Here is a 20,509-nt window from a genome sequence, read left to right as displayed (position 1 = left end):
TCTTAAGCCTTGTAGAAACAATACTATTCTAAAGGGCTGTTCATTTATTAATATAGCCATCTATTTAATTAAAAAAAGACAAAGTTCCCACATGAGCAGGAACTTTGTTTGATTTGCATAGGAACAGGACAAACTATTCTTACTGTTTTATCAGCTTCATTGTTGTTTTCCTTTCTCCTTGCATTACTTCAACTATGTACGTACCGGGGTAATAGCCATTGCCGATTTCAATCGTTTGTCCTGCTGTTACGTCTTTTCTCAGCTCTATTATTTTGCCATCAATACTAAGAACCCTCACATTAATTGGCTTCTTAGTGTCGCTGCTTTCTATTTTAATTATAAAGTACGAACTACTTGGATTAGGATATGCCTTTATTGCAAAGTTGATTACTGGCAATAACTCAATATTCTCAACAGCCTTATTAGCTCTTAATGGTGTAGATGAGCAAACACCACCACCTGCAACAGCTACTTCACCACCGTTCAAACTTTGTTTCACTGTTGCTGTTCCATTCCATTTGCTGGAATACCAAATACCACCGGCTTTCCTGTAAAGTGTAATCGCTACTTTCTGATCACATGCATTCTGATAAACAACCATTTCAAATGTTGATCCGCCTTCTATTTGCACCAGGCTCAAATCAGGCATTTGTTCATACAAATTTGCTTTTGCAGTAAACGTAGCCGTAGCAGTTGGTGCGCCAACGTTTAAGGAAGAAATAGCAGTGGTAGCAATAATATAAGTATGAAGTTCTGTATCCAATGTTCCATCTGTTTTATAATAACTGCGTACTAATACATTGGCTTTACCTTTTGGATTTGTTCCCGATTTAGTATAAGATATATCAGCCTGGAAATCTGTATTCAACCCCGTTTTACCTTTAATGTACCCGGAAGAACTGATGTTTTCAATTCTACCTCCACCTACCATATAACCACCCGGCACCGGTTTTGAAACCGTAACTATTGTTTGTGCCAGTGATGAGTTTGGATTATTTGTATAAGCACCGGATACTCCCACTGCAATCAAAAAGTTTTGTGCATTATTTGTACCAATATTAAAGTTCACAATTGCACTGGCTGTACCAATAGAGCCATCGTTAACATCAATTAAGCCAACAGGCAGATTTTGTGCACCATTGATAGGTGTTAACGAACTGCCATTAACGAGATAGAAGGTAACTCTTGCACCTCTCATATCACCTCTTGGTGCATTATTATCTTTAATAGTAGTAGATAATGTAACAGATGCAGTAGTTGAGTTAGGCCCTGAAGTCCATGCAAACAAAGTGCCTGTATAAAAACCTACAAACTCATTGTATGGACTTGCATTGCGTTGCAATACTGTTACAGATTTTGATTGATTGCTTCCACCGTAATTAGTATTTGTGCTTGCAAATACAGCCGTTACACTGTAAGGATTTGCAGATGGAAGATTTGATACCTGTGGCATCATTGTGGCCTGCACCATACCTTCTGCATCGCCTGGTACAGGAACTACTGTAACAGGTGAACCATAATTAACACCACCGATTGAGAATTGTACAGTACCTGTTAAAGCCTGGGCGGTATTTGCTGGTTTTATTTTTGCCGTCATGGTTAATGGGTCCATGTATTGAACAGTTGCAGCACTGGTAATAAGTGTTGTTGTTGTACCGGCCTTGTTAATTGTTGCATTTGTTGATGCTGAAGAATTCAACAATGTGTAATTACCTGCATCGTTTCCGGATATAGCGATACCTTCTACTGAAACCTGCCATGTTCCTTCATTAAAGTCAGCAAAGTTGGCTGAGCTGAATGATGCTAACACATCATCTCCTGCAACTTTATCTGTAGATAATGTAACTGTGGCTGTTGTATTTCCATCAAAGTCTTTATCAACACCTGTTGCAGAAACGGTTAAGTCTTTAGGTGTAATAACTGCATCGTTACCTGTGCTCACTTGTGTTTGTGAAAATTCATAATTGTCAGCACCTGCGCCGGTAATGTTAAGACCTGAAACAGTAATAACATGATTTGTTCCAACTGTTTTAAAATCAAAATAAGCGCTACCGTAGTTAATACTGAGTACATCATTATTCACCCTGTTATCAGACAGCTTCACATTGGCTATTGTATTTGCAGCATCTGTAGTTACACTTGCATCGGTGGTTCCATCATATACTTTTGAATGATTACTTGAAGCAGTTACAGTAATTGTTCTTTTTTCTACCAGCAAGCTTCCGTTTGTTGCTGCAATCGTATAGTTTGGATTAGAACCTAATGTTACAGTGATTGGATAATTACCAACGCCTGAAAACTTCTGCGCTGTTGTTGAAACCGAGTAATCTAACATATCGCCATTTACTGTTCCGCTTACAACCGCATCAAGAGTTGGATTATCATCACCATAGGTTTTTGATTTGTTGTTTGCAGTAATTGCAGCATTACGGGTTTCAATAGACAAGCTGCCATTGTTAACAGCAATAGTGTAATTGGAATTAGAACCCAATGATACAATAATGGGATAATTACCCACTGGTGAAAACTTCTCAGCAGTTGTAGTTAACGTATAATTCAATACATCGCCATTAATGGTGCCGCCAACAACTGCATCAAAAGCAGGGTTGTCATCACCATACGTTTTTGATTTGTTATTTGCTGTGATGGTTGCTGCAACCGGGTTCACAGTAAGACTAACTGTATTGCTTGTAATAGTTCCGCAACTGTTTGTTACTATACACCTGTATTGATAGCCGCTCATAGATACTGTTAATGAAGCAATATCTAATTGTGCGGTATTATAACCTGTGTAGATGTCTCCCGGATTATTAGCAGAAGCAGTAATGTCTGAAAAGCCACTACCTGTATTGATTTGCCATTGGTAAGAAACAGTTGTTCCTTCTGCAACAAATGCAAACCGTGCTGTATCACCATAGGTTTTTTCTCTGTCAACCGGCTGTGTTGTTATGGAAGGAACAGCGCATGTTAATTCATAAGCACCGGTTATGGTACGTGGTTGTGTTGGAACAAACTGGTTGTTATATCCTTGTTGTGATGAAGCTGAAATATCTCCACCGCTTGCAGTTACACCTGTAAGTGAATACACATTTCCACCGGGAACAATAAAGGTTGACGGATATGAGAAATAGATTTGTTTATTGGTAGCCACAGGTGCTGTAAAATCAGTAGCAAGCACCAATGGAGCACTAAGTGTAGTAGGGTTTGTATAATATTGATGATTCACATTTACAGAAGTAGCGCCTGCAGGTAAACCGCTTGTTGTAAATGTAACATTGCTGATAGGCTGTTCTCTGATCAATATCTTATCTAGGAAAGGAGCATCCGCAGCTGTTGCACGCATTTCAATGGTATTAACACCTTGTATCAATGCCAGTGGTATTGTTTTTATTATTGGCGAACCACCTTCGAAACACCAGTTACCTGATGGGCCAAATGAATATGTAACATAAGCGCCACCGTTTACTGAGATTCTTAAATTGCGTGCCACTTTACTGATGTAAGAAACATCAACATCATAAGTTTTTGCTTCAGAGCATAGAAGGTTATTGTAACGAATTCCGTTAGCAGTACCTAATGGCAAATTAGCCAATGCCGTATTTGAAGCAGTGTTACAAGCTGTTATACTAGTAGTGCCAACAAATTCTGCCAACTCTGCTTCAAGCGTAACATCTGTAAGTGGAGCTTTTTCCAGTTTTATTTTATCAATAAAAGGTGAGTTGGGAAGTGGAGTTCCTGCGCCCCATGGTTTAATATCAATTGTGTTGATACCACGATTCAGATTTACAATCACTTCATGAATTGCAGGAGAACCTAATGTTGGATTTGATGCATCTATGAAACACCAGTTACCTGATGATACAGTTATTTGTCTGCCTAAAGTAGTGCCATTTACAATTACCTTAAAACTCCTGCTGTCCTTACTCATGTAGGAAACTTTCAGTTTGTAAGCACCAGGAGTTGCAGCAACGATATTCGAAAACCGTACACCATTAGCAGTTGCTGTGCCCATATTTACTTGTATTCCATTAGAAGAGTTTACACAATTTTGCTGAATAATTGTTCCAAGGAAAGTAGCAGTCTCAGCTTCAAACTCTAAGTTTTCAGTAAGCAATAACACATTCGGATCGGTTGTTTCAGGATTTTTTCCTTTTGTTGCAACCGCTAAACGATCTACCTGTACGTTACCACCTGCAATAGCAATTTTAACTGTATGCTGACCTGCTGCAAGAAAATAAGTGAAGCTTCTGTCCTGCGTTCCATAACTATAATGAAACTTTTTCCAATACCATTCAAACGTTGTACTGCCTAAACGATCCCATTTGCGGTATGGCTCATCATCAACAGCAATCCATAAACTATTCTCACCTGCATTAATGGCCTTGATCTTTGCCCAAAGCTCATATTCATCTGCTTTTGCAACATTGATGGCGAATGTCATTTGATGATCGGTGCCTGTTGGTGGTTGTGCTGAAGTAATATTATCTGCACTCTTTAAATAAGCACCAGCTCCTGTGTTTGTAGAAGTTTGAACACTCCAGTTAATGCCATGTACAGCATTTTCAGCTTCATAGAATGTAAGTACATCTGTTAAGTCTAAACCAAATTTCACATTTGATGGAGTACAGTAGCCTTCAGGTTTCATGTATGCATCTAAATTTTCCTGGCCATTCGTAATCACAATCTGGTCGAGTTTGATATTGGAGTTGGGGAACTCAACTGTTAAACGGTGCAAGCCTGTTCCTAAATCATAAAATCTTGGAATCTGAAACCATGTAAATGCAGTGCTTGTAAATGGCGACAATTGTTCCGGCACTGCACCATCCATTCCCATTTTTATAGCTCCAGTTCCTGTTGAAGCTGAACGGATATAAACACGGTAAGAACCTGCTGTTGAAGTTTCAAATTCAAAATGAATTTGTTTAGCGATTGTTGTAGCGCCTGCAAGAGTTGCATCACCTTTTATAAACATTCCATTTGATGCTGCTGCATCATTTGTAACAACCCATTGGTTGCCGATGTACTTTCCACACTCAGCTTCAAACGCTGCTGTATTTACTGTTGGTGGCGTATAGGGTTGATTTAGTCCATCTAAGTTGTTGGCACATATTTTTGTTAATGCAGTTATTGATGCTGTAGATGTGTGATTTTTATAGAGTGTACCGATATTGGTAAGATTACCTCCGGCATCATAATAATTCCCTGTATTTGAAACGGGTTGAAAATAAGCATACCGTTCTACATAATCTAAGCTTTCTAAATAAGGTAATGCTAAGTTGAGAAATGCTTCCTGTGTTGCATTGGGTCTGTTTGGATTGGCATTGAACTCTGTAATCCAAATAGGTAATTGATAAATGTTGTACACATTTTGCAGGTAAGCTTTAAAACGATTAAAGATTTGCTCCGCCGTTGCATTGGGTGTTGAGGCAGGATTGCTTGCCCAATCGTACCAATGCACAGCAACAAAATCAAAACGCACATCTTTTGCTTTGGCAATTGTGTTGAAATCTCTTAACCATCCGGTTGGTCCTTCCTCCCGTGGTGCAGGAGAGCCCAGCCTTACTCCAAGACTCATGAGATTTTCATAGTAGGCCACTGCAACCGCAGGCTGACAAAGATTATTGAATTGTCCGGATTGGTCGTTACAATTATCCGATTCATTAAAGCCCAGTACCTGTGTTGTTTTTTTCTTTGCAATCATTTGGCTTAATGCAGAAGGGAATGTTCCGCTGGCGCCCCATGCCATGGGAACGTATTCTGTATTTGGATAGGGATTGCCATTTAAATTCCAGTTGTAATACCAGCCAGCATTTAAATCATAATAAAAACCGGTTCCTTTTTTAGCAACCCAGTTCCAGGGCACCACTCTTATAAAACTTACATTGCCCTGTAAGGCAACATCAAGTGTATTCACTGTAAGGTCTGTTTCTGATGCGATGTACACCCGGCTTTTCCCGGTGCCATTATCGTTTATAGCCAGGGTGGCCATAAAACCTCTTTTTAATTTAAATGAACCAATATTATTATTCATCCCATTGGGAACAGCAGAGCCTTTGTAAATAATATCTTCATTTACACCAGCAGAAGAACCTTGTAGATTGCTATTGCTGTAAATTGTTGCAGGAGCAAATGAAGCGGAGAGTGGTCTTACCACAGAACCTGTTTGGTAATAATTATTGACACGGAAATTATTATCTAAAACACCAACAACATCATTCACAAATATGTTACTCAATCTTGCCTGGAGACCAAGAGGTGTATCTTGTTTTATATAAACCCAGGAAGCAGCATCTAAAAAGTTTAAAGAAAGTGAAGAAGACATGGCTCCTTCTTGCAGATACACGGTGCTCTCATTGTTTAGAGACAGTACGCCCTGTGTAACTGTTCCGTTCGTGATTGTAAGTTTTGAACCAACCAGCGTTAACCCTTTTTGAGCACAGGCAAAAACAATATCACCACTTGCTGCAACAGTTGCAGATGAAATATAGAGATTGAAATTGATCGGTGCACCGGGCTCCAAAGTATTTGCATCAGGGTGAGGGTTGTTTACAAGGTCGGGAGCAGACGGACATATTTTATATAACAACGGGCTGGACACATCACAAGACCCACCGGCATTATCTTCCACGCCAACTCTCCAGTTATTTTCATTAAAAAAATCATTGTCAGTCTCACCGGTCCAGTATAAATAACTTGTTGAAGCATCGCATGGGTTTCCGCCCTGAGCAAAAGTTGAGAGTGATACGGTGCATAAAAGGGAGATTGAAAAAAGCAGTACCCGGAGCTGATGACTGAATGTACGCATGGCAAGTAGTTTTGATTTTTACAGTTAAGCCAAAACTATTTAACCGGTTATACAAGCATGGTAACATTTGAATCAAGAAAGGGGGCTATTTTTTCAAATTTTGTTTTTGTTTAAGATTGGACTCTGTTAACAACAACAAGCACTGTAAGGTTATTCTTTAAGAAAATATCAGGAAATAGTTTTTGTCAAACGTTCTGTTGACAGTTCGATGTTTATTTTGAACAGAATGCCCCCCTTATTTGAGAATACAGCAACACTCAATTAAAAAGAATAAATATAGTTTTAACACATTATTTCTTTCTATGAATAAAAACTGTTGTAGCAGGAGATCTGTTTGGTTGATTTCTTTTGAATCCTTAAGATATTCACCAAACGACAACTTAAACCTTGCGCAGAAGAAACAGAAAGAAGATTTTACTTTAAAAGATCGAAAACGTTCAGCAAACAATCAGTAATAACTTATAACAACACGCCTCATGCACATACCACCAAAAAAAGAAACGATTGCCCGAAATAATAAACAGTTAAATATCAAACTTGCTGTTATCTATTTTTTATTGGTACTGCTATTTATTTCGTTAATCGTTTTTTTGTAATACCCAGATAATATGTTAACAGAACCTTACTGAATTCATTTATATTGTAAGTTCGTATTAACGATTAATTCAGTACGCTTGCCTCACATTGTTAAACGATATGTTTTTCTTCTTCTATTCATGGGAGTGGCCCTGAAGTTTTATGCACAGGAGGCCGGTAATTTTATTCGCATTTCTGATGAACTGGTGAACAACGAAGTTACTTCCATCATCCAGGATAAAAATGGATTTATCTGGTTTGGCACAAGGGGAGGGCTGCAGCGTTTTGATGGTTATGAAATGAAACTGTTGAAAAGTGATTTTACAACAGGCAATAATTTATTAAGCCAGTCAATTGAAGTATTACTCAACGGTAAACAAAACAATATCTGGATTGGTACAAAATCAGGCGGCTTAAGTTCGTTTGATTTAAAAACCGGCATCATCACCAATTATCCCAACAACAATAAAACAAACAGCGGATTCAATGCTGATTATATTCTTTCACTGTATGATGCTGATGATGAAAAACTGCTCATCGGTACCTGGAGGGGTTTTCAATACTTAAATAAAAAAACCGGCAGGTTCACTATCCTCAACAGCAGCTGGAAAACTTTTGATATACAGGCCGATGGACAAAATGGTTACTGGCTTGCTACCAACAGCGGTTTAAGACATCTCAATAAACAGTTAGTGAATGATGTTACGTATGAGTTTGATAAGCCTGATATTAATATTACTTCCATTGTTCATGATAAGCAATATAATTGTTTGTGGTTAGGCACATGGAATGAAGGATTGATTCAATTTCATCTCCAAACAAAAGCATTTAAACAATACAAACACGAAGAAAATAATCCTGCATCAGTAAGTTCAAATAATACGTATCGTTTACATCTTGATTCAAAGGGTAGTTTATGGGTTGCTACATGGGGTGCGGGGTTAAACCTATTCAACAAAGCAACAGACAGTTTTGAAAAAATGGATTTAAGCATTCCCGGTCTTAATACAAGTGATAACCGAATCATCTTAACAATTCGTGAAGACCCATCAGGATTATTATGGATTGGTACAGATGGTGCAGGTGTTTTTAAAATGGACCTCAACCAAAAAAAGTTTTCAAATATCGGGGTTAAATCCAATGCACTCATTGGTAGCACACATATCATTTCAGTTTATACAGACCCGTTTCAAAAATTATGGCTGGGAACAAAAGGAGGTGGTATTCAATATTCAACAGATGGTAAAACATTTACACAATATCGTATTAACTCCAAGCAGGATATTGCAGACCCCATTTCTTCTTACGTAAGCCGTTCATTTTTGCAAGATGGAAATTATTTGTGGGTAGGCACTAACAAGGCATTGATGCGGATTGTTAATTCCGGCACTACGCTTGGTGCGTTTGAATTATTTCTGCCGGATAGAAATAATCCTGCTTCCATCAGTGATAAAAAAATTAATGCGTTGGTGAAAGATGCAGAAGGAAAAATATGGATAGGCACGCAGGAATTCGGTCTCAATTGTATTACGGGGTTTGATAAAAACAATAAACCGATATTCAAAAAATATTTACATGCATTTGGAGTGAAAGGCGCTTTGCAAAACGAAAGGGTAAGCTGCCTGTTGGTTGATTCAAAGAAAAGACTTTGGGTTGGTACTTATAAAGGTTTGCATTTGTACAATCCTTCTGATGATTCCTTTAAAGTATTTGTTCAAACAGGCGATGGAAAAACATCTATCAGCAACAATACCATTCTTTGTTTAACAGAAGATAAAGCAGGAAATATCTGGGCAGGTACACAAAGCGGTCTCAATAAAATTTCGGTTGATAGCAATGAACAGCTGCAGGTAATAAGATATAACACTCGTGATGGATTGCCCAATGATTATGTTCATGCAGTTCTTGCTGATGATAAGGGCAATATCTGGGCAACAACAAACAAGGGGCTTGTAAGAATCAATCCCGTAAATCAATCCATTGCTGTTTTTGATAAACGGGATGGTGTGCAATCTGATATGTTTTCTGAAAATGCTTCGTTTAAAGATGCAAATGGTCAATTGTTTTTTGGTGGGTTAGAAGGGCTTACTTATTTCAAACCTGATAGTATCCGCATCAACCGGTTTCATCCGCCGGTATATTTTACCAATCTCACTATCAACAATGAATCCTATGAATTTGGTAAAAAGGAAGGCGATAGTACAGTGTTGAGTCGTCCTTTTTATGAAACAAAAAGTATTACGCTCAACTATAAAGAAAATATCTTCTCCATCGGGTTTGCTGCACTTGACTATCATGCGCCTGATAAAAATGAATACATGTACCAGTTGGAAGGTTTTCATGATGATTGGGTATATGCAGGCAATAACAGAACTGTTTCATTTACAAATTTAAAAGCAGGCACCTATACGCTGAAAGTAAAAGCAACCAACAGCGATAAAATATGGAATGATGTTCCGCATGAATTAAAAATTATTATCCTGCCACCACCATGGCGCACCTGGTGGGCTTATACCATTTATGTATTGTTGTTTATTTTCCTGTTGTGGCTTACACGTTATTTTGGGTTGAGACAAGTGGCGTTGAAAAATCAATTAACGCTTTCAAGAATGTCGAGACAGCAGGAGAAAAAGCTGTCTGATTTTAAAGAGCGTTTGTTTACCAATATCTCACATGAGTTTCGCACACCGCTTACACTCATCTTAGGCCCGTTGGAAGATTTATTGCAACGGACGAAAGTAGAAGCACCTGTTGAAAAAAGTTTACGGTTGATACAAAAACAATCCAAGCGATTGCTGCGGATGGTGAATCAATTACTCGATTATCAAAAAGCAGAAGCCGGAAGTTTAAAGCTGATATTGCAACCAGGTGAGCTAGTTACTTTTTGCAACGAACTATTTTTACTGTTTAAAGACGAAGCTGCAAGGCGAAACATGCAGTATAGTTTTCATGCACAGGAAAAATTCATTTCGTTTGTGTTTGATTTCAACAAACTGGAAATTATTGTGTTTAATGTATTGGCCAATGCGTTTAAGTTTACCCCGGATGGAGAAGCGATACACATGGAGATTATTCGCCATGCAGATAAAAGTTGTGAAATTAAAATAGCTGATACGGGTAAAGGCATTCCTGAAAATGAACGGGATAAGATTTTCGACAGGTTCTATCGTGGTAAGGAAGATGATATTGCTGCCATTTCGGGTTCAGGTATTGGCTTGTCATTTGTAAAGGAACTCGTTGAACTGCATGGCGGCACTATTACAGCAACCTATAATAAACCCAAGGGAACTCTGTTTACCATAACACTTCCACATAAAGAGCTTATTGAAAAATACCCAACAGTTGCTGAGCCTTTACAGTTCAATCAACAATTACAAGAAACAAACTTAAATATAGAAGTTATGTCAGAAGAAAATGAAATGCTGAACCAGGAACAGGAGCTGCCCATTATTCTTGTTGTAGAAGATGAAACGGATATTCAGCAATACGTGTATGAAATTCTTTCACCATCATTTAAAGTCATTACAGCTTCTAATGGTAAAGATGGATTAAGCAAGGCGCTTGAAATTATTCCTGATTTAATTGTAAGTGATATTATGATGCCGGAGATGGATGGTATTGAACTCTGCCGTACGGTGAAATCGCATAAAGACACATCACATATTCCGGTGATTCTTTTAACGGCACTGAGTGATATGGCGCATCATGTGCAGGGCATACAGGAAGGGGCAGATGTGTATTTGCCCAAGCCATTCAACTCACAATTGCTGCTGGTGCATATTCATAACCTCATTAACTCCCGTAACAAATTAAAAGAGCTATATGCAAAACGTATTTTGCTGGGCACAGGCAGTTTTGAAATTAAAACCTACGAAGAAGAATTTCTTTACAAGCTCATGAAGCTGGTGGAAGAAAATATTTCCAATAGCAATTTCAGTAATGATGAACTGGCCAATCTGATGTTTATGAGCCGTTCTACATTTTACAGGAAGTTGAAAGCAGTAACCGGCATGTCGGGCAATGAGTTTATACGAACAGCCCGTTTAAATTTTGCTGTTAAGCTGCTGGAAAGTGGTAATTACTCTGTAACCGAAGCGGCTTATGAAGCAGGGTTTAATGATATCAAGTATTTCAGAAAACGCTTCCAGGACCAGTTTGGAGTATCGCCGTCAGATTATAAGAAATAGATTTTAATAGCGGCGATTTTTATGCATTATGTAGTTTTTTTAATGCTACATCAGCACCCCTTTTTTGAAATAAAAGCTAAACCTGCTTTTGATAATTTAGCAATCATTATTATCACCTGTTTAAAAAATAAATCAGGAAATGGTTAACCGATTCTTGCTTGCAATCATTCTGCTGTTTGCGGCTGTTGCAACAAATAGCCAGTCAGTCAAAAATAAAAAACCAAACATCATTTTAATTTATACAGATGATTTAGGGTATGGTGATTTGGGTTGCTATGGCGCAACTGCTATTGCCACTCCCAATATGGATGCATTGGCAAAAAGCGGAACAAGATTCACCAATGCACATACTACATCAGCAACCTGCACACCATCACGTTTTTCATTGTTAACAGGAAAATATGCATGGCGCAAACAGGGAACAGGTATTGCTCCGGGTGATGCTTCATTAATCATTCCTGTTACTACAACCACATTGCCGGGCATGTTGCAAAAAGCGGGTTACCATACAGCAGTGATTGGTAAATGGCATTTGGGTTTGGGTGATGCAAAGGGTATTAACTGGAATGAACCAATTAAACCCGGCCCAAAGGAAATTGGATTTAATTATTCATTTTTAATTCCTGCAACCGGCGACCGTGTTCCCTGTGTGTTTGTAGAAAATCAACAGGTCATCAATTTAGATAAGAGCGACCCCATTAAAGTAAGTTATGCTGCACCGCTTGATTCAAACGCAGCTACCGGTAAAAAAAATCCGGAGTTGTTAAAGATGCATCCTTCGCATGGTCATGATATGACGATTGTAAACGGCATCAGTCGCATTGGTTATATGACCGGTGGTACAAGTGCACTTTGGAAAGATGAAGACTTTGCTGATGTGCTGGTGCAAAAAGCAAACGCTTACATCACATCACAAAAAAACAATCCCTTCTTTTTATATTTCGCTACGCATGATATTCATGTGCCAAGAACAGCACATGCACGTTTTGCAGGCAAGAGTGGCATGGGACCTAGAGGCGATGTGTTGTTGCAGTTAGATTGGACGGTTGGTGAAATCATGGCCATCCTCAAAAAAAATAATTTGCTGGAGAACACTCTCATCATTTTTAGCAGTGATAATGGTCATGTAATTGATGATGGTTATAAAGATGATGCAGTTGAAAAATTAGGAACGCACAAACCCGGCGGTATTTATCGTGGTGGCAAGTACAGTGCGTTTGAAGCAGGTACCAGAGTTCCGTTTATTGTAAGCTGGAAAGGAAAAGTGGCAGCTGGTAAAACCAATGACGCATTGTTCAGCCAGGTTGACTTGTATGCATCGTTTGCAAAGCTTGCAGGTGTAAAAGTAGAAGCTGGCCAGGCACCCGACAGTAAAAACTATTTGCCGGTATTACTCAATCAAACAAAACAATCAAGAGAGTATTTGGTGGAGCAATCACTCAACTCAACATTATCATTAATTGTAGGGCAGTGGAAATATATTGAACCATCCAAAGGACCAAAGATGAACAAAGACACCAACACCGAGTTGGGTAATTTACCTGAACCGCAGTTGTATAATTTAACCGATGACCCCGGCGAAACAAAAAATGTAGCAGCAGCACATCCGGAAAAAGTGAAAGAGATGCAGGCATTACTTGCAAAAATTAAAGAAGGCAGCAATTAAAATCATGTTTATAAAAGATGTTTACGTTCTTAAAATATCTGCTTGCTTTTGTTTGGAGTAGTGCAGTCATTTCAATTGCACAAGCACAACAAAAAAACAGCAAGCCCAATATCATCATCATTCTTGCAGATGATTTAGGTTGGAAAGACCTTACTTGCTACGGAAGTACATTTTACGAAACACCCAATCTTGATGCGTTGGCAGCAAAAGGAGTACGGTTTACGAACAGCTATGCTACCAGTCCTGTATGCAGCCCCACACGTTCAAGCATTATGACGGGTAAAAATCCCATCAACACAAAAGTAACAGACTGGATTAAAGGCCGGCAGGAAAACGGAAAAGCAAAACCATTTGAAAAATTAATTGCACCGGCAACAGCTTACGAGTTATCGCTCAAAGAAAATACCATTGCGGAGTATGCAGTACAAAATGGCTATCAAACTTTTTTTGCAGGCAAATGGCATTTGGGTGAAGAAGAGAAGTACTGGCCATTAAGCCAGGGCTTTCAAACCAATATTGGTGGATGGAGTAAAGGTGGGCCAACAGGAAAAATAAACGACAGCACAGGTGGTTTCTTTACACCTTATAATAATCCAACATTGCCCGATGGCCCCAAAGGTGAATACATTACTGACAGGCTTGCGAATGAGTGCATCAGCTTTATTCAGCAGCAAAAGCAATCGCCTTTTTTAATGATGTATTCATTGTATGCTGTACATAATCCATTGCAGGCACCATCAGCATTAATTAAAAAGTATAAAGAAAAACAGCAACAATTGGGTTATACTGATAAAGACCGTTTCATAAAAGATGAGGCTTGGATGAAGAATGAAAATGATTGGAAACAACGTTTGGTACAAGACCATGCTGTATATGCAGCAATGATTGAAAACATGGATTGGAATATTGGTCGCATCATTCAATCATTAAAAGAAAAAGGATTGCTGGAGAATACACTTATCATCTTCACATCTGATAATGGCGGATTGAGTACGGCAGAAGGAAGTCCCACATGCAATGCGCCTTTAAGAGCAGGAAAAGGTTGGTTGTATGAAGGTGGGATAAGAGTGCCGATGATTATGTATTGGAAAGATAAACTGCAACAGGCAGTTGTTACTGATGTACCCATAACCACATCAGATATTTATTCAACTATTGCAACCGCCATCAATAAAACTTATAAAAAAACAACAGCAGTTGAAGGCGAAAATATGTTGCAGCTTTTATTAAAACCAACGCAAGCGGTAAACAGAACACTGTATTGGTATTATCCGCATTACAGTAACCAGGGAGGTAAGCCGGGTGCAGCTATCCGCAAAGGAAATTATAAGTTGATTTATAATTATGAAGATAGCAGCACCGAGTTGTATGATATTGCTGCTGATGTTTCTGAAAAGAAAAACATTGCTGCTGAAAACGCACAAACAGCAAAGCAATTAAAAGAACTATTGGATAAATGGCTTACAGTAAACAAAGCAGGCAGTTTTACCCTTAACCCTGCTTACAAACAATAACGAAAAGGAGAAACAACATGAGCAACAAGTTCACATATAAATACTATCTTCTTTTATCCATTTGTTTATTCATTGTTGTTACTCTTTCAGCACAAAAATTACCTAGAGAACGAAAGCGGTTTACGGAAGAATGGTTGTTTAAAAAAACGACTGATTCATCCGCATCACAAATTCAATACAACGATAAAGATTGGCGTAAGTTGTCATTACCGCATGACTGGGCTATTGAAGGCCCTTTCAAACCTGAATACAATCCACGTACAGGAGGTCTTCCCATTTTTGATAAAGCATGGTATCGTAAACATTTTAAAATAGACGCATCAGCAAAAGGCAAAATAATTACGCTGGAGTTTGATGGTATTATGTACAACTCATCGGTGTACATCAATGGAAGTAAAGTGTATGAACGGCCTTATGGTTACATCGGTTTTGAAATTGATATTACACCGTATGTAAAACTTGGCAGCGATAATGTAATTGCCGTAAAACTAAATCCTGAAATGCTTGCATCAAGATGGTATTCCGGCGCAGGTATTTACCGGAATGTGTGGATGGAAATAAAAAACCCGGTGCATGTAAAACACTGGGGCAATCATATCAGCACACCTGTTGTTGAAAAAGAGAAAGCAAAAGTGAAGGTCGAAACAATGGTATCATCCAAACAAAAAAATCATGTTGGTAAGTATCAAATCAAAACAAGTATTGTGGATGCTGATGGTGCAGAAGTTGCAAAACTGATGGCTGATTTTAAATTTATTTCAGGAGAAGCAAAAATAATACAAGAGCTGGAAGTGGTTAATCCCAAGTTGTGGGATATGGAAACACCGCATTTGTACAAAACAGTTTCCAGCATTTACAAAAACAATATTGTTGTTGATACATACACTCAACAGTTTGGCATACGTACCATCAGCTATTCAAGAGAAGGTTTCTTTTTAAATGGCCGACGTGTAAAATTAAAAGGTGTTTGTTTGCATCATGATTTAGGAGCGTTGGGTACTGCTGTTAATTACAGGGCAACGGAACGGCAACTGCAAATCATGAAAGCAATGGGAGTGAATGCCATCCGCACATCACACAATCCTGCATCGCCGGAGCAATTAGATTTGTGTGATAAGATGGGGTTGTTGGTGCAGGAAGAAGCGTTTGATTGCTGGGCAATGCCAAAAGTAGAAAATGATTACAGCAAATATTGGGCGCAATGGCATGAGCAGGATTTAAGAGATATGATTCGCAGAGACAGGAACCGGCCATCGATTATTATGTGGAGCATTGGTAATGAAATAAGGGAACAGAATAAAGAAGATGGTTACCTGCTTGCCCGTTCACTTTCAAAAATTTGTAAAGAAGAAGACCCGAACAGACCCACTACGGCGGGCTTTAATAATTTTTCGGTTGCTATTAAAAATGGTCTTGCTGCTGAAATAGATTTAGTAGGAGCTAATTATAAACCGTCAGATTATGCAAGCACCATGCAGCAACATAAAGATTGGATTGTGTATGGTTCTGAAACTGCATCCTGCGTATCATCAAGAGGCGTTTATCATTTGCCGTTAGAAAAGTATGACAAGCATCCTTCGTTGCAGGTGAGTAGTTATGATAATCAAAGTCCCGGCTGGGCCTACCCACCAGATGTTGAATTTCATTTCCAGGATTCATTACCCAATGCAATTGGTGAATTTGTGTGGACAGGTTTTGATTATCTCGGCGAGCCAACGCCGTATGGTGGAAAAGATAATCTTACACATGGCAATTGGGATACAGATTGGCCATCGAGAAGTTCTTATTTCGGTGCAGTGGATTTAGCAGGTTTTCCCAAAGACCGTTTTTACCTGTATCAAAGTCGGTGGACTACAGAGCCGATGGTGCATGTATTACCACACTGGAATTGGGAAGGAAGCAGCGTTACAGAAATACCGGTGTACTGTTATACCAATTGTGATGAAGCGGAATTATTTGTAAATGGAAAATCGTATGGAAGAAAAAAGATGGGTGTTGATAAAACCATCGTACCTGTTGCTTTCAATGCATGGAAAAACCGGCCAAAAAATTTTGAATCACCTTACCGCCTTAACTGGAATGTGCTGTATGAAAAAGGCGAACTGAAAGTAGTGGCCTATAAAAATGGGAAAGAAGCAGCCGTAAAAACAATCAACACCGCTAAGACCCCAAATCAAATCAAATTAATACCTGATAGAAAAGTCATCAGTGCAGATGGTGAAGATTTGTCTTTCATCACGGTAAAGATTGAAGATGAAGATGGAAATTTTTGCCCTCTTGCTGATAATAAAATTGAATTTAAGCTTTCAGGCCCTGCAACCATAGCAGCGGTTGATAACGGCAATGCAGCATCAACCGAACCATTCCAGGCCAATTACCGCAAAACATTTAACGGGCTCTGTTTGTTAGTAATCAGAAGTAAGAAAGGAGCGGCTGGTGAAGTAAAGATTGAAGCTTCATCGGCGGGGTTAAAGACTTCAGCTATTATTATCAGCATTCAATAGACCAACTCCTGAACATTTCAAGCCTGTTTTGTTGACCTAAATGCACCGCTTTTTTGAAGTGTAAGCACACCCTGCAAATAAAATATTGTGCTTTACTTAGTCTCTGTAATTATTAATCAAACTAAAACGAAAGCGATGCTTGTGTTTAAAAGAAAATTCCACAACCGGTTCTGCTTCTTATCCTTGTTGTTGCTGATCAGCTTCAGTTTATTTGCACAAAACAGAACTGTAACCGGCACAGTTGTAAATGCAACTGACAATACTCCACTTGCAGGCGTATCGGTTACAGAGCAAGCTAGCAGTAAAGGAACTTCTACTGATAAAGATGGTAAGTTCAGTTTAACTGTAACGAAAGCAAAGCCGGTACTTGTTTTTTCAAGTGTAGGGTTTCAATCCTTTACATTGGCATGGGATGGCAGTGCTGATATTTCAGTAAAGCTCGAGTCATCTGCATCTACATTACAGGATGTAGTAGTTGTAGGTTATGGTACGCAAAAGAAAGTAAATCAAACAGGCGCAACACAAACGCTTAAATTAGATGATGCCGTAAACCAGCCTGTAACCAATTCAGGCCAACTCATGTACGGCAAATTTTCCGGTGTGCAATTAACGCAATCAAGCGGCTTACCCGGTGCAGATGGTTCAAGTATAAATATCAGGGGAATTGGAACATTTGGTTCATCAACACCATTGTTGGTAATTGATAATATTCAATACAGTGGGCTGGAAGTGTTTAACAATTTAGCTCCATCAGATATAGAATCTATTTCAGTTTTGAAAGATGCATCTGCCAGTGCTATTTATGGTGCCCGTGGTGCCAATGGTGTTATTGTGGTAACTACTAAAAAAGGAAAGAGCGGTGCGATGAGTGTGATCTACAACAGTTATATCGGTATGCAGGAAGTAACTGTGGTTCCAAGATATCTCGATGCAATCAATTATGCTACGCTGAAAAACGAAGCCGACATTAATCGAAACGGACCTTCAGCAGCATTAAGATATTCTGCTGCTGATATTTCAGCAATCTCTAATCGATTATCACCAGATCAATATGCAAACACTAACTGGGCCAATGAAATATTAAGAAGGGCACCCTTACAAAATCATTACATTGCTTTTTCGGGCGGCAACGATAAAACTACATACCGAACTTCTCTTGGTTACCAACGACAAGAAGCGGTAGTAAAAGGCAAGTTTCAATCAGAACGTTTTAATTTAAGTCTTAATTTAAACTCAAAGATCAAAGAGTGGTTAACGATCAGTAATGTTACCAATGCTTATTGGGCAATATTCAAAGGACCGCAAGGTGGGGCTGATGCTATTACCGGTGAAACAGGTATCATCAACCAGTTTCAACGTTCAGCACCAACGGTTCCCGTATTTTATTCGAATGGGAAATATGGAACGGTTGATGGCTCTTATTTGAAAGCAAACAACCCAAGCTTTCCTATTACGAATCCCTTGCAAAGAGGATTTCTTGGTAACTACAAAAGTGATGATATTAATATCGCAGATCGTTTTGGTATAAAAGTCGACTTTACAAAATCATTGTCTTTTGAAACAGCAGGAAGTTTAAATCTTGCTTATGGCATGGTCTCCAACTTCACACCTACCAATGATAATTATGATTGGGCAGGAAATGTGGTAACGGGTACATCTGTCAATTCATTAAATAACAATACCAGTTTTAACTATCGTCTGTTAAATGAAAATCTGTTAAGGTATAACAAGAACTTTACAGGTGATCATGATCTTTCAGTTCTTTTAGGCCATTCCGTTATTTACAACCGCAATGATGGGTTCAGTGGATCATTACAAGGCTTCCCGACAAATGATATAGAAGAATTTGATGGAGGAGGTGTATTAAATCCTGCTGTTAGTGGTAGTGTTGCAGAAGAAGCATTACAATCTTTCTTTACGAGAGTTAATTACATCTATAAAAGCAAATATTTGCTGGAATTAAATTTCCGTCGTGATGGTTCATCCAAATTCGGATCTACTAATAAGTATGGCAACTTTCCGTCTGCTTCCGCTGGTTGGAGGATCAACAGGGAAAAATTTATTGAAAGGATCAAATGGATCAGTGATTTAAAATTAAGAGCCAGCTGGGGTATTACCGGTAATGATAATATCAGCAATTATATTTTTGATCAAACTTATGGCAGCTCTAATATTGATTATTTTTTAGGCACCGCTACGGTTGTTCCGGGTGTAGCATTAACAAGGTTGGCAAACCCCACCATTACCTGGGAAACAGTGGAGCAATATGATATTGGTTTGGATGCCGGTTTGTTTAGAAACAGGTTATCCGTTACTGCAGATTATTTTAAACGTACCAGTACAGATGTATTGTATGCTAATTTTCCAATTCCTGCTACCATTGGTGTAACCAATTTAGCTGCTCAAAATGCAGCCAGCATGGTAAATAGTGGTTGGGAGATTTCAGTGAATTTTCGCAACAGCCATAAGACGTTTAACTATAGCGTGGGTGGTAGTTTAAGTTTATTTGCTGATAATAATGTAACAGGCCTCGGCAAAGATGGTGCGCCCACAGTAACAGTAGAGAATATTATTACAATTGGAGTTCCTTTTAATGCTTACTATGGTTTGAAAGTGATTGGTATTTTTCAAACGACTGATGAAGTCACAAATTCTCCAAGACAATTTGGTAGTACAACAACTGGTCCCGGCGATTTTAAATATGCTGATCTGTCTGGACCTGAGGGAAAACCGGATGGTATCATTGATGATCGTGACCGCACAGTCATTGGTAATCCGTTTCCGAAAGCCATTTACAACTTCAATACAAATTTGAGTTACATGGGAATTGATCTCAACATTTTGTTTGAAGGCTTAAACAGAGTCGATCGCTTACTCAATGATAATGGACAACTACCGTTTGAGGGCGACAGAAATAATGCACTTACTTACTGGACCGGCAGGTGGACAACTTCAAATACAGCTTCTAAACTTCCCCGACTCGGTGGACAAAACAATCAACGGGTTTCTGATTTCTATATTGAAGATGCTTCTTATTTACGCTTAAGAAATATTGAAATAGGTTACACAATACCTGATGGCATCATTCGAAAAGCAGGCATTTCAAAACTAAGGTTTTATGTAAGTGGCCAAAATATACTCACATTCACTAAAATGAAAAATTTTGATCCTGAAAGAGCAAGGGGAGGAAATACAGATCAGTTAGCGCCACTTAATAAAGTTTATACCATTGGCTTAAACCTCAAATTTTAATGAAC

6 protein-coding genes are annotated in these 20,509 nt (G+C 38.7%); 5 read left to right on the top strand and 1 reads right to left on the bottom strand.

The window, feature by feature from the left end:
- Positions 1-139: 139 nt before the first annotated feature.
- The gene (locus ESA94_RS01050) at positions 140-6,805 is read right to left on the bottom strand and encodes a glycosyl hydrolase (RefSeq protein WP_129129007.1); all 6,666 of its coding nucleotides are present in this window, start codon (positions 6,803-6,805) and stop codon (positions 140-142) included.
- A 716-nt stretch (positions 6,806-7,521) separates the two neighbouring features.
- Here ESA94_RS01050 and ESA94_RS01045 point away from each other — a divergent pair.
- The 5 genes from ESA94_RS01045 to ESA94_RS01025 all read left to right on the top strand — a co-directional run bounded on the left by ESA94_RS01045 (position 7,522) and on the right by ESA94_RS01025 (position 20,504).
- Positions 7,522-11,568, top strand: a complete 4,047-nt coding sequence (locus tag ESA94_RS01045; protein WP_129129006.1) for a hybrid sensor histidine kinase/response regulator transcription factor — start codon at positions 7,522-7,524, stop codon at positions 11,566-11,568.
- Between the two features lie 139 nt (positions 11,569-11,707).
- On the top strand, positions 11,708-13,234 hold the full coding sequence (locus tag ESA94_RS01040) for a sulfatase family protein (RefSeq protein WP_129129005.1): 1,527 nt from the start codon (positions 11,708-11,710) through the stop codon (positions 13,232-13,234).
- A gap of 17 nt (positions 13,235-13,251) precedes the next feature.
- Positions 13,252-14,748 (top strand): sulfatase, encoded by a 1,497-nt coding sequence (locus ESA94_RS01035; RefSeq protein ID WP_129129004.1) that lies wholly within the window; start codon positions 13,252-13,254, stop codon positions 14,746-14,748.
- Between the two features lie 17 nt (positions 14,749-14,765).
- Entirely contained in the window at positions 14,766-17,252 is a 2,487-nt protein-coding gene (gene galB / locus ESA94_RS01030; protein ID WP_129129003.1) for a beta-galactosidase GalB, read from the top strand.
- A 135-nt stretch (positions 17,253-17,387) separates the two neighbouring features.
- On the top strand, positions 17,388-20,504 hold the full coding sequence (locus ESA94_RS01025; RefSeq protein WP_129129002.1) for a SusC/RagA family TonB-linked outer membrane protein: 3,117 nt from the start codon (positions 17,388-17,390) through the stop codon (positions 20,502-20,504).
- Positions 20,505-20,509: the final 5 nt, after the last annotated feature.

The organism is Lacibacter luteus (assembly GCF_004118265.1).
Classification (GTDB): Bacteria; Bacteroidota; Bacteroidia; order Chitinophagales; family Chitinophagaceae; genus Lacibacter; species Lacibacter luteus.
Note: the sequence above shows the minus strand (reverse complement) of the source record. Positions and strands in the feature narration are given on the sequence as shown.